At 67.7% G+C, this 12,343-nt stretch carries 12 protein-coding genes; 8 read left to right on the top strand and 4 right to left on the bottom strand.

Features of this window, described 5'->3' with window-relative positions; all coding sequences use genetic code 11:
* The first annotated feature begins 235 nt into the window (after positions 1-235).
* A complete protein-coding gene (locus PV781_RS13615; RefSeq protein ID WP_274776181.1) occupies positions 236-691 on the top strand; it encodes an acyl-CoA thioesterase in 456 nt (151 codons plus the stop codon).
* 27 nt (positions 692-718) lie between these two features.
* Here PV781_RS13615 and PV781_RS13620 read toward each other — a convergent pair whose 3' ends face one another.
* From PV781_RS13620 to PV781_RS13630, 3 genes are all read right to left on the bottom strand, one after another.
* Complete coding sequence (locus PV781_RS13620; protein ID WP_274776182.1) at positions 719-1,123, bottom strand: (deoxy)nucleoside triphosphate pyrophosphohydrolase; 405 nt, start codon at positions 1,121-1,123, stop codon at positions 719-721.
* A complete protein-coding gene (argJ, locus tag PV781_RS13625) occupies positions 1,120-2,361 on the bottom strand; it encodes a bifunctional glutamate N-acetyltransferase/amino-acid acetyltransferase ArgJ (RefSeq protein WP_274776183.1) in 1,242 nt (413 codons plus the stop codon). The genes PV781_RS13620 and argJ overlap by 4 nt, the downstream gene beginning before the upstream one ends.
* 262 nt (positions 2,362-2,623) lie before the next feature.
* A complete protein-coding gene (locus PV781_RS13630; RefSeq protein WP_274776184.1) occupies positions 2,624-3,601 on the bottom strand; it encodes a peptidylprolyl isomerase in 978 nt (325 codons plus the stop codon).
* A gap of 415 nt (positions 3,602-4,016) precedes the next feature.
* Between PV781_RS13630 and rpmF the strand changes: the two genes are divergently transcribed.
* From rpmF to PV781_RS13645, 3 genes are all read left to right on the top strand, one after another.
* Positions 4,017-4,202: a 50S ribosomal protein L32 gene (gene rpmF / locus PV781_RS13635; protein WP_274776185.1), complete on the top strand. Its 186-nt coding sequence runs from the start codon at positions 4,017-4,019 to the stop codon at positions 4,200-4,202.
* 298 nt (positions 4,203-4,500) lie between these two features.
* The gene (locus PV781_RS13640; protein WP_274776186.1) at positions 4,501-4,905 is read left to right on the top strand and encodes a hypothetical protein; all 405 of its coding nucleotides are present in this window, start codon (positions 4,501-4,503) and stop codon (positions 4,903-4,905) included.
* A gap of 370 nt (positions 4,906-5,275) precedes the next feature.
* On the top strand, positions 5,276-6,994 hold the full coding sequence (locus tag PV781_RS13645) for a GGDEF and EAL domain-containing protein (protein ID WP_274776187.1): 1,719 nt from the start codon (positions 5,276-5,278) through the stop codon (positions 6,992-6,994).
* A gap of 136 nt (positions 6,995-7,130) precedes the next feature.
* On the opposite strand, the gene phaR is transcribed toward PV781_RS13645, so the two are convergent.
* The gene (phaR, locus tag PV781_RS13650) at positions 7,131-7,727 is read right to left on the bottom strand and encodes a polyhydroxyalkanoate synthesis repressor PhaR (protein WP_274776188.1); all 597 of its coding nucleotides are present in this window, start codon (positions 7,725-7,727) and stop codon (positions 7,131-7,133) included.
* 231 nt (positions 7,728-7,958) lie between these two features.
* Between phaR and PV781_RS13655 the strand changes: the two genes are divergently transcribed.
* From PV781_RS13655 to leuB, 4 genes are all read left to right on the top strand, one after another.
* A complete protein-coding gene (locus PV781_RS13655) occupies positions 7,959-9,137 on the top strand; it encodes an acetyl-CoA C-acetyltransferase (RefSeq protein WP_274776189.1) in 1,179 nt (392 codons plus the stop codon).
* Between the two features lie 155 nt (positions 9,138-9,292).
* On the top strand, positions 9,293-10,015 hold the full coding sequence (phbB, locus tag PV781_RS13660) for an acetoacetyl-CoA reductase (RefSeq protein ID WP_274776190.1): 723 nt from the start codon (positions 9,293-9,295) through the stop codon (positions 10,013-10,015).
* Positions 10,016-10,154: 139 nt separating this feature from the next.
* Positions 10,155-11,048 carry an aromatic amino acid exporter YddG gene (yddG, locus tag PV781_RS13665; RefSeq protein ID WP_274776191.1) on the top strand — a complete coding sequence of 298 codons (894 nt, stop codon included), beginning with the start codon at positions 10,155-10,157 and terminating at the stop codon, positions 11,046-11,048.
* Positions 11,049-11,181: 133 nt separating this feature from the next.
* A complete protein-coding gene (gene leuB / locus PV781_RS13670; RefSeq protein ID WP_209098729.1) occupies positions 11,182-12,285 on the top strand; it encodes a 3-isopropylmalate dehydrogenase in 1,104 nt (367 codons plus the stop codon).
* Positions 12,286-12,343 lie beyond the last annotated feature (58 nt).

A 12,343-nucleotide genomic window follows, 5' to 3' on the forward strand; every position in this document is an offset into this window, starting at 1 on the left:
TTCCCGGCTCGTTCGATTCCCTGAGCCACTGCCGGGGTGAGGCAAGGCTGGTGTCCCACCTTGGGATGGGACGGCCGGCGGACACGAAACGCAGCGCGAACGAAGCCCGTCCGAATCGCGTGCCGTGCGCCGTTCCCGGCCTGTTCGCGGAATGCAGCGCCCATCCCGTGAAGCTCTGGCCTTCTCGCACGCCCTTGTGCGAGAAGGCGCAGATGTCTTCCACGCAGGGCCTGTCATGAGCGCTTCTTCCGCCACCGAACGCGAACGCCCCGGCTCCCAGGGCGACTATGCCCATATCCTGCCCATCACCACCCGGTGGGCCGACATGGACATCTATGGCCACGTCAACAACGTGGTCTTTTATTCCTATTTCGACACGGTGGTGAACGAATATCTGATGGCGCAGGGCGTGCTCGATCCCGAGCAGAGCCCGGTGATCGGCCTGGTGGTGGAAACCCGCTGCGCCTATTTCCGCTCGCTCACCTTCCCGGCGCCGGTGCGGGCGGGCCTGCGGGTAGCGCGGCTCGGCTCCAGCTCCGTGCGCTATGAGATCGGCATCTTCCAGGGCGCGGACGAGAGCGCCTGCGCCCAGGGCCATTTCGTCCATGTCTATGTGGACCGCCACACCCGCCGCCCGGTCTCCCTGCCGGAGCCGCTGCGCGCGGCGCTGCTGCCGCTGGTGAGGGGCTGAAAGCGCGCGGGGCTGCGCCCCCCGGCCTTACGGCCCAAGCAGGTCGATCAGCGGGGGAATGAGGGGCTCGTCGGCGGGCGGCATGGCCAGGTCCCGCAGCTTGCCGGCGCGCACCCATTTGAGCGTCGTGTGCTCGCGCGCTTCCACGCGGCCCTCCCACCGCCGACAGATCCAAAGCGGCATCAGGAGGTGGAAGGTCTCATAGGCATGGCTGGCGAAGGTGAGCGGCGCGAGGCAGGCTTCCTTCACCTGAATGCCCAGTTCCTCGTCCAGTTCGCGGATGAGCGTCTCCTCCGGCCGCTCGCCCGGCTCCATCTTGCCGCCGGGAAATTCCCACAGGCCCGCCAGCGCCTTGCCTTCCGGCCGCTGGGCCACCAGGACGCGGTTGTCCGCGTCCACCAGCGCGCAGGCCACAACGAGCGTCAGCTTCATGACCGGTAGTCGCCGTTGATGGCCACATATTCCTTGGTCAGGTCGCAGGTGAGCACCGTGTCCTTGCCCTTGCCGAGGCCGATATCCACGGTGACGTCGATCACGTCGCCGGTCATGTACTGAGACACCACGCCCTCGTCATAGGAGGGGTCGCGCATGCCCTCGGCGGCGACGCGGATGTCGCCGAACCAGATGGAGAGGCGATCGCGGTCCGCCGGCTCGCCAGCCTTGCCCACCGCCATCACCACGCGGCCCCAATTGGCGTCCTCGCCGGCCACCGCCGTCTTCACCAGCGGCGAATTGGCGATGGACATACCGATGCGGCGGGCGGACTTCTTGGAGACCGCGCCCTTCACATGCACGCGCACCAGCTTGCGGGCGCCTTCGCCATCGCGGGCCACCTGCTCGGCCAGATCCCCCAGCACCCGCTGGAGTTCCTTGCGGAAGGGGCCGACGCGCGGATCGTCCAGGCTCTTGATGGTGGCAACGCCCCGATCCTTGGCGACGCCGGTGGCGAACAGCAGCAGCGTGTCGGAGGTGGAGGTGTCGCTGTCGATGGTGATGGCGTTGAAGGAGTTCACCACGCCCTTGGAAAGCAGCGCCTGGAGCACGTCGGTGGCGATGGGGGCGTCGGTGAAGACGAAGGAGAGCATGGTCGCCATGTCCGGCGCGATCATGCCGGCGCCCTTGGCGATGCCGGTGATGACCACGTCCGTCTCGCCCATGGGCACGGTGGCGGTGGACACTTTCGGGAAGGTGTCGGTGGTCATGATGGCGCGGGCGGCATCGATCCACGGGCCGGGCGCCAGGCGCTGGGCGGTCTCGTCCAAAGCGCCGCGGAACTTGGTGGCGTCCAGCGGCTCGCCGATGACGCCGGTGGAGGCGAGCAGCACCTCGGAGGGCTTGCAGCCCAGCACGGCAGACGCCACCTCGGCGGTCAGTGCGGTGGATTCGCGGCCCTTGAGGCCGGTAAAGGCGTTGGCATTGCCGGAATTGACCACCAGCGCCCGCGCCTTTCCCTTCTTGAGCACGGTGCGGCACCACTCCACCGGGGCGGAGGGGCACAAGGAGCGCGTGGTCACGCCCGCCACCGTCGTGCCGCGCACGAAGGAGGCCATCAGCACATCGGTGCGGCCCTTGTAGCGGATGCCGGCTTCGGCGGTCGCAAAGGTCACGCCCGGCACGGGCGGCGCTTCCACCAGGACCTTGGGTGCGAGGGGAGAGACGGACGCGGACATGGGAGCCCCCGGGGCAAAGGTCGCCGCACAATCGGCGCTGTGGGTGTGCCGCACCTCGCCGGCCAAGGCAAGGGGCGTCATGGGACGAGGCGCGGGTGACAGCGCAGCTCCCCTGGGGCCTTCCTGCGCAAGGAAAGCCGGCAAAGCCGGACCGGCGGAACCCCTTGGACAGAAGCAATGAAAAAGGGCCCCGCCGGACACCGGCGAGGCCCTTCACACCCTTCAGGCGGCGAGAGATGGCGGCCGGCGCGGCCGCCGACCCTCAGTTCTTCGGCGCGGCCGGGGTCGCGGGCGCCGCAGGAGCGGCAGGGGCCGCGGGCGCGGCCGGGGCGGCAGCGGCGGTCTTCTCCACCTTGGCGTCGTTGCGCAGCTTGGTGACGAGCTCGGTCTGCGCCTTGCGCACAAGATACTGGTCGATCTGGTCCTGCACCTGGTCATAGGTGGGGACGGGCTTCTGCCGCTTATCCTCGACCTTGATGATGTGGTAGCCGAACTGGGTCTTCACCACGTCCGAGACCTGGCCCTTGTCGAGCTTGAAGGCCGCATCGGCGAATTCCGGGACCATCTGTTCCTTGGTGAAGTAGCCGAGATCGCCACCATCCTCGGCGCTGTCCTTGGAATTTTCCTTGGCGAGGGTGGCAAAATCGGCGCCGGCCTTGGCCTTGGCGTCGATTTCCTTGGCCTTCGCCTCGTTGTCCACCAGGATGTGGCGGGCGCGCACTTCCATCTCGGGCTTGGTGGACTTCACGAACTCCTCATAGGTGGCCTTCTTGGCCTCCTCGGTGACGGCCTTCTTGGCCTCGGCGTTCAGCAGCGCCTCCATGAGCGCCTTGGTGCGCGCATAGTTCATGCGCTGCTTGAATTCCGCGCTCTGGTCCAGCTTCTGCGCCTCGGCGGCCTGGGCCAGCACCGTCATGTCGGTGAGGAAGGAGATCACATATTCACGCCGCTGGGCGGGCTGCACCTGGGGCAGGCCGGGGCCGATGTCTTCCTCGGCCAGGGCCACCTCGCTGGCGCGGATGGGCGTGCCGTTCACCGTGACGACCACGGGATCGGCATCGGCTTGCGCGGCGGAAGCGGGAGCAGCGGGTGCGGGAGCAGCAGGAGCAGCTTGGGCAGGCGCAGCCTGGGCGGGCGCAGCCGCCTTGGGGGCCGCCGGGGCCTGAGCCAGCGCTTCACCGCCGAGAGCCAGAGCCGAGAGAGCCACCGCCAGGACTGCGGTGTGGGCGGGACGCATCATATCCTTTATCCTCAACCTTTCGAAGGCGCCCACCAGGAGGTGGGGCGGGCCTGGGCTGGCCGGAAGCGGGGGCTCGACAGTCCGTCGGGACCGTGTGCCCCTTCAGGCGCGCGCACCCTCGCTCAGCTTTCCACCGGACACAAGGGGACAGTGAGGTGTCCCCGTGGCCAACCCGCGGTGGCTTCGCGGCAAAGGTGGGGCAAGGGAACGCAAGGGAAGGGCAAGGGACAGCCGGTGCCTTGCGCACCTTGCGGGAGAGCGGCGAAGATTAGACCGGAGAATCCTCCCCCGGGGCCTTCCGCTTCGGTCCGCGAGCCTGTATAAGGCGCGCCTCCTATCGAGAAGACTGGTTTCGCTCGCCTGCGCGAACCTACGCGGCAGGAACACTGGCTTACGACGTTTCCGGAGTTTGGACATGGCCGTCCCGAAGAGAAAGACCTCCCCGTCCCGTCGCGGCATGCGCCGCTCGGCTGACGCCCTGAAGCAGCCCACCTATGTGGAAGACAAGGATTCCGGCGAGCTGCGCCGCCCCCACCACCTGGACCTGAAGACCGGCATGTATCGCGGTCGCCAGATCCTGAAGCCCAAGGTGGAAGCCTGATCGCTTCACACACGGCGCGGCACATGCCGCGCCGGCGGGTCGGCGCGCCGCATCGCGGCGCGTGATTGGGGGAGAGGCGCTTGCCGGAGGACCTTCGGGCAACCGGCCTCGCGCATCCATCCGGATCAGCGCCAATCGCTTGATCCATTTGCGGTTTGTCCCGGCTTCCCACAGGGAGCGATGACAGGGGGCCGCGAATATGCCACCCATCCCGACGTGACTTTTCGCCTGTGAGGCGCATCCGAGCCGATCGGATCGCTCCTGCGCGCGCAGGTCGCGACGGATGAGAGGAATGTGCATGCTCACGCCCATCCCGCTGCTGATCGTACCGCTGGCCGTCTACAACATCTTCGTCTTCCTCACCCCCGGCCTCGACTGGCACGCCATCCTGGCGACCGTGCCCATGATGTCCGGGGCGAGCTGGACCATCTCCATCGCCGATGTCTTCCTCGGCTTCACCCTGCTGATCCTGCTGGTGGAAGTGCTGAAGGCGACGCGCGTGTCCTCGCGCAACATCTTCGACCATATCCTGTCCGTGCTGCTGTTCGCCGTCGCGGTGGGCGAATTCCTGCTGGTGGCGCAGGCCGGCACCTCGGTCTTCGCGCTGATGGGCCTGGTCATGCTGTTCGACGTGATCGCCGGCTTCTGGATTTCGGTCCGGGTGGCGCAGCGCGACGTGGCGCTGGATTCCCGCCTGGACTGAAACTACGCGCGTGCAGCCATAAGGCAGCAACAATCCGGTTTGCAATGAAGCCAGCCGCCGCTCATCTTAGGCGCGACGGCACAGCTTTGGTGTGCGCCCGGCAATCGGGCGGCGCGGGATGGCCGTCTCAACGAAACAGCCTCGTGAACAGGCGGGACGCGTCAGTTTGAGCCAGAAGCGTGCCAACGGACGGGCCGGTCGGACGCCGGCAGCGCAGGTGGATGGAGAGCCCTCTCCGCCTCCGACCGAAGGCGCGGGCGCGGACGGGCAGCCTCTGCTGCCCACCTCCTCGCCCCATTCCGGCGCCCTCCCCCCGCGGTCCGGCGCCTCACAGTCTTACCCTCTGGAACCGACGAGCACCTTGCCGGCGGTGGACGACACTCTCGGCCTGCTCAGCGCCGCCGGTGTTGCCGGCTACCGGTGGGACGTCGCCTCGGACGCCCTGGACTGGACCGCCAATGTGGACACCCTGCTGGGCGCGAATGCCGCCGCCCGATTCGCCACCGGCTCCGCCTTCCTCGCCCAAAGCCGGCTCGATCCCGCCTTTCCCGGCAGCCTGCGGGCGGTGCTCGCGGCCGGCAACACGGATGCCGGATCGGGGGTACCCTATGGCTCCTCCTTCCAGCTCCAGGCCGAACCCGATCGCCTGGTCTGGGTGGCTCATTCCGGGCGCTGGTTCGCCGGAACCGGCGGCCGGCCGGCCCATGCGGTGGGCATCCTCCAGGTGCTCGGCCCGGTGGAAGCGCCCCTGCACGCGGCCTTTCCGGGCCATTTGGACGCCCTCACCGGCCTTCCGACCCGCACCCGCCTGATGGAAATCCTGGCCGAGCGCCTTGCCCAAAGCGAACACCGCACCGTGACGGGCGCCGCGCCCGGACCCGGCTGGGCCCTGTTCCTGGTGGGCATCGACCATCTGGGACGGGTGAACGACACGTTCGGCTTCGACGTGGCCGACGAGATCATCGCGCGGGTGGCCGATCGCCTGCGGTTTGCCGCCACGCCGCAGGACCTGGTGGCACGCTTCTCGGGCAACAAGTTCGCGTTGCTGGTGGAGGACGTGCCCGCGAGCCGGCTGTGGCAGCAGGCGACCGCCCTGATCGCGGATATCCGCCGCGCCCCCGTGCTCACCTCCGCCGGGCCCATTCCGGTGTCGGTGACCGTGGGCGCCGTCGCCATGCCGGAGAAGCGCTCCTCCCCGGCCGAAGTGGTGGCACGGGCGCGGGAAGCGCACAGCATCGCCAAGCGGCGCGAGCATGGCTCGGTGGAGATCTGCGCCCCCCACTCGCCGAGCGAGATGCGCCGCCGGCGCAATGTGCGCCTCGCCGAGGAGATCATGCGGGCGCTGGAAGAAGACCGCATCCAGCTCGCGGTTCAGCCGGTGGCCGACACCTTGACCCGTGCGCCCGTCTTCCACGAGGCCCTGGCGCGCATCCTGCCCGCGCCGGGCCTGGATGGGCAAGGCACCGGGCGAATCGTGGAGGAGGCGGAAAAGCTCGGCCTGATGGGTGTGTTCGACCGCAAGATCCTGCGCCTCGTCACAGCCGCCATGCGGCATGATCCGGCACTGACGCTTTCGGTGAACGTCTCGCCCTCCTCCCTCGCCGACCAGGCCTGGCATGACCTGTTCACCCGGGAAGTGACACCGGACCTGGCCGCCCGTCTCATCCTGGAGGTCACGGAATCGGTGGCGGTGCATGACTTCGACGCCGCCCGGGACTTTGTGGGGGAAGCGCACCGGCTGGGCGCGAAGGTGGCCATCGACGATTTCGGCGCGGGCTTCACCTCGTTCCGCAACCTGCGGGGCCTGGGCATCGACATGGTGAAGATTGACGGCAGCTTCGTGCGCAACATGGCCCGCTCGCCGGACGACCGCACCTTCGTGGAGGCGATGATTCACCTCGCCCGCCAGCTCGGCATCACCTGCGTCGCCGAATGGGTGCAGAACGAGCGCACGGCGCACATCCTGGCCAGCGCCGGCTGCCACTATATCCAGGGCGCGCTGACCGGCCTCGCCCGGCCGCTGTCAGGCGCGGCGGGCACGGACACGGCCCAGGGAAACGGGCATTGGGATGACGGGCATAAGGGCTGACGCGAGACGGCGATGGCCTGAAAGCGCAAGGGCCTGAAAACGCAAGGGCCTGAAAGGGCAGTGGCCTGAAAATGGAAAGGCCGGAGCCGCGATCCGGCCCCGGCCTTGCTCAGGCGCTTTGCTCAAGCCCGCGAGGTCACTGTCCCTCGGGCTTGGACACCAGCTTTTCCAGCTTCTGCTGCATGTCGGCCATCTGGCGCTTGAGCGCCTCGAGGTCGTCCGTCGGGCTGGCGGCGGGGGTGGGCGTGGCCGGCGCCCCGGGGGTCGCGGCATCGCCCTCGCCCTTGGGGAAGGGCAGGAAGATGTTGAAGGCGCGCTCGAACATTTCCATGTTCCGGCGCACGTGGTCGTCGAAGCCGCCAAGCGGGGTTCCGGTCAGGGTCTTGGCGACCTGGTCGCGGAACTTCTCCTGCTCCTTGGTGAAGCTGTCGATGGACATTTCCAGATAGCGCGGCACCATCATCTGCATGCTGTCGCCATAGAAGCGGATGATCTGGCGCAGGAAGGCGATGGGAAGCAGATTCTGCCCCTTATTCTCCTGCTCGAAGATGATCTGCGTCAGCACCGAGTGGGTGATATCGTCACCATTCTTCGCGTCGAAGACGACGAAGTCCTCGCCTTCCTTGACCATCGTGGCCAAGTCTTCCAGCGTCACATAAGTGCTGGTGCCGGTATTGTAGAGCCGGCGATTGGCGTATTTCTTGATGGTGACTGGCTCTTGCGTCTTGGCCATTGTCCGGTCATCCGTTTCCTTGGGTTCAGGTCAGGTTAGGGTGTTTCCAGGCACACGGCTACCCTTTTGTGCAGTGCATGTGGATCCCGTGCCGTGCAACCCCACATGGTCAAGCTGGCGTCATGCACCAGTCGTTGACATGGGTCATTGACAGGGCCGCGCTCACCAACCAACCATGCGCCTCAACGAGTGCGGCGCACGATATGAGCCGCCCGCCCGCAGGAGATCACCATGAAGGACGACGTCGTCATCGTCGGGGCCGCTCGGACCCCGGTGGGTTCGTTCAACGGAGCCCTGTCCACGCTGCCGGCCCACGCGCTCGGCGCCATCGCCATCAAGGCGGCCCTGGAGCGGGCCGGTGTTGCTCCCGATTCCGTCAGCGAAGTCATTCTCGGCCAGGTTCTCACCGCCGCCCAGGGCCAGAATCCGGGCCGCCAGGCCTCCATGGCCGCCGGCATCCCGATCGAGAGCCCGGCGTGGGAAATCAACCAGGTCTGCGGCTCGGGCCTGCGCTCCGTGGCGCTGGGCTTCCAGGCCATCCAGACCGGCGACAGCGACGTGGTGGTGGCCGGCGGCCAGGAATCCATGAGCCTGTCCGCCCATGCCGCCCACCTGCGCAACGGACAGCGCATGGGCAACCTGGAATTCACCGACACCATGATCAAGGACGGCCTGTGGGATGCCTTCAACGGCTACCATATGGGCGTCACCGCCGAGAACGTGGCCCGCCAGTTCCAGATCACCCGCGACGAGCAGGACGCCTTCGCGGTGGCCTCCCAGAACAAGGCGGAAGAGGCCCAGAAGGCTGGCAAGTTCAAGGACGAGATCGTCCCCGTCACCATCTCCACCCGCAAGGGCGACGTGGTGGTGGACCAGGACGAATATATCCGCCACGGCGCCACCATCGACGCCATGGCCAAGCTGAAGCCCGCCTTCTCCAAGGACGGCTCGGTGACCGCCGGCAACGCCTCCGGCATCAATGACGGCGCCGCCGCCGTGGTGCTCATGAGCGCCAGCCGCGCCGCCGCCGAGGGCAAGACCCCGCTGGCGCGCATCGTCTCCTGGGCCCAGGCGGGCGTTGATCCGTCCATCATGGGCACCGGCCCCATCCCCGCCTCCCGCGCCGCCTTGGAAAAGGCCGGCTGGAGCGTGGACGACCTGGACCTGATCGAGGCCAACGAAGCCTTCGCCGCCCAGGCGCTGGCCGTGAACAAGGACCTCGGCTGGGACACCTCGAAGGTGAACGTGAATGGCGGCGCGATCGCCATCGGCCACCCCATCGGTGCGTCCGGCACCCGCATCCTGGTGACCTTGCTGCATGAAATGCAGAAGCGCGACGCCAAGAAGGGCCTCGCCACGCTCTGCATCGGCGGCGGCATGGGCATCGCCATGTGCGTTGAGCGGGACTGATCCGCTCGACTTTGGTTGCGCGTCAGCACGACGCGCCAAACGCGCTCGAACCTCGCCGGGGCGTTTCGTAGAAGCGACCCGGGGATGGCCACATCCCCGGAGCGTGGATTGCGCGTCTTCGGCGAGGGCAGAGCCAAGACGGCAGGGAGGGTCAGATGGGGCGTGTAGCGTTGGTGACCGGTGGAACGCGCGGAATCGGCGAGGCCATTTCCGTGATGCTCAAGGACGCCGGATATAATGTGGCGGCCAATTATGCGGGCAATGACACCGCTGCCGCCGCCTTCCATGAGAAGACCGGCATTCCCGTCTTCAAATGGGACGTGTCCGACTTCGAGGCGTGCAAGGCCGGCATCGCCCAGGTGGAAGCCGCGCTCGGCCCGGTCGAAGTGCTGGTGAACAATGCCGGCATCACCCGCGACACCACCCTTCACCGCATGACGCTGGAGCAGTGGAGCGCGGTCATCAACACCAACCTGAACAGCGCCTTCAACATGTGCCGCAACGTGATCGAGGGCATGCGGGCGCGCAAGTTCGGGCGCATCGTCTGCATCTCGTCCATCAACGGCCAGAAGGGCCAGTTCGGCCAGACCAACTATTCCGCCGCCAAGGCGGGCGAGATCGGCTTCGTGAAGGCCCTGGCGCAGGAAAGCGCGGCGCTCGGCATCACCGTGAACGCCATCGCCCCCGGCTACATCGCCACCGAAATGGTGCGCGCGGTGCCCGAGGACGTGCTGAAGAAGATCATCTCCAACATCCCCGTCGGCCGCCTCGGCGAGCCGGAGGACATTGCGCGCTGCGTGAAGTTCCTGGTGGCCGATGATGCCGGCTTCATCACCGGCTCGACGCTCACCGCCAACGGCGCCCAGTACATCACCTGAGCGCCTTCACCTGAGCGGCGCGGCGGGCTGATACCCACGCAAGCCGTCAGAATCGGCTATCAGTGCTCGGCCGGCCCCTCGGGCCGGCCGATTTCGTTTGGGCCGCCGCGTCCGGCCCCGCCCCATGGACGACCCGGCAATGACCGCCCCCAACGCCGCTCCCCTCTCCTCCCGCGCCGCCACCCGCATCGGCCTCGTGGCCATCCTTCTGTGGGCAACCCTGGCGCTCTCCACCGCCTCCACGGGCAAGGTGCCGCCCTTCCTGCTGACGGCGCTGACTTTCGGGGTGGGCGGCGCGGTCGGGCTCGTCGCGGCGCTGCGCGGGCCGGGGCTGTCCGTGCTGCGGCAACGGCCGGCCGCGTGGGTGCATGGCATTGGCGGCCTGTTCGGCTACCATTTCTTCTATTTCACGGCCCTGAAGCTCGCCCCACCGGCGGAAGCCGGGCTGATCGCCTATCTCTGGCCCCTCCTCATCGTGCTCTTTTCCGCCGCCCTGCCGGGCGGGGGCTTGAGGGCCGGGCACATTGCCGGCGCGCTGCTCGGGCTCGTCGGCACGGTGGTGCTGCTCCTGGGCAAGGGCGGGCTTTCCGGCTTCGAGATGCGCTATGCGCCGGGTTATCTCGCCGCGCTTGCCTGCGCCTTCATCTGGTCGCTTTATTCGGTGGCTTCCCGCCGCTTCGGCGACGTGCCCACCGAGGCGGTGGCCGGCTTCTGCCTGGGAACCGCCGTGCTGGCCTTTGCCTGCCACCTTCTCACCGAGCCAGCCATCTGGCCGGCGGACATGGGCGAATGGATCGCCGTGCTGGCGCTGGGCATCGGCCCCGTGGGGGCGGCTTTCTATGCCTGGGACATCGGCATGAAGCGCGGCGACATCCGCTTTCTGGGGGTGGCCTCCTATGCGGCGCCGGTGCTCTCCACCCTGCTTTTGGTGCTGGCGGGCTTTGCCCCGGCCCATTGGACCCTGGCGCTCGCCTGCGCCCTCATCGTGGGTGGGGCGGCCCTGGCCTCCCGCTCTGGTCGACAAAATGCCTGAGCGCCATCGCGCGCTTGTCAGCGGCGGCGCGAGGTATTAGCACTCGCCGCGCCAATCCCATCCGGGCCCTTTCAACGGCCCGCACCAAGGCGCGACGCAGTTCAGCGAAACGCCGCCACACAGGAACATGCCCATGGCCACGCACAAGCTCCTTCTTCTCCCCGGCGACGGCATCGGCCCGGAGGTCATGGCGCAGGTGAAGCGCGTCATTGCCGCTCTGGAGAGCCTCGGCCTTGCCTCCTTCGCGGTGGAAGAGGACCTGGTGGGCGGCTGCGCCTATGACGCCCATGGCGCCGCCATCTCGGAAGCCGCCATGGACAAGGCCAAGGCCGCCGATGCGGTGCTCCTCGGCGCCGTGGGCGGCCCCAAGTGGGCGAGCGTGCCCTATGAGGCGCGCCCCGAGGCGGGCCTGCTGCGCCTGCGCAAGGACCTGGCTTTGTTCGCCAATCTGCGCCCGGCTTTGTGCTATCCCGCGCTCGCTGACTCTTCGTCGCTGAAGCGCGAAGTGGTCGAGGGCCTCGACATCCTGATCGTGCGCGAATTGACCGGCGGCGTCTATTTCGGCGAGCCCAAGACCATCACCGACCTCGGCAATGGCCAGAAGCGCGCCATCGACACCCAGGTCTATGACACCTACGAGATCGAGCGCATCGGCCGCGTCGCGTTCGAGCTGGCGCGCACCCGCCGCAACAAGGTGACCTCCTCCGAGAAGCACAATGTGATGCGCTCGGGCGTGCTCTGGAAAGAAGTCATCACCGCTTTGCATGCCCGCGACTATGCGGACGTGGAGCTGGAGCACAATCTCGCCGACTCGCTGGCCATGCAGCTGGTGCGCTGGCCCAAGCAGTTCGACGTGATCGTCACCGACAATCTGTTCGGCGACATCCTCTCCGACATCGCCGCCATGCTCACCGGCTCGCTGGGCATGCTGCCCTCCGCTTCGCTGGGCGCGGTGGACGAGACCACCGGCAAGCGCGCGGCGCTCTATGAGCCCGTGCATGGCTCGGCCCCCGACATTGCCGGCAAGGGCCTCGCCAATCCCATCGCCATGATCGGCTCGCTGGCCATGGCGCTGCGCTATTCCTTCGGCCAGGGCGATGTCGCCGATCGCATCGAGGCGGCCATCGCCCAGGTGCTCGCCGACGGCAAGCGCACCGCCGACATCCGCACCGAAGGCTCCACCGTCATCGGCACGGAAGAGATGGGCTCCGCCATCATCGAGGCGCTGAAGGCCTGAGCCTTCATCGGCCCTTGATTTGTGCGGGCGACCGACGCATCCGTCCGTCATGGCCGGG

The sequence above is a fragment of the Aquabacter sediminis genome, from assembly GCF_028863665.1.
Taxonomy (GTDB): Bacteria; Pseudomonadota; Alphaproteobacteria; order Rhizobiales; family Xanthobacteraceae; genus L1I39.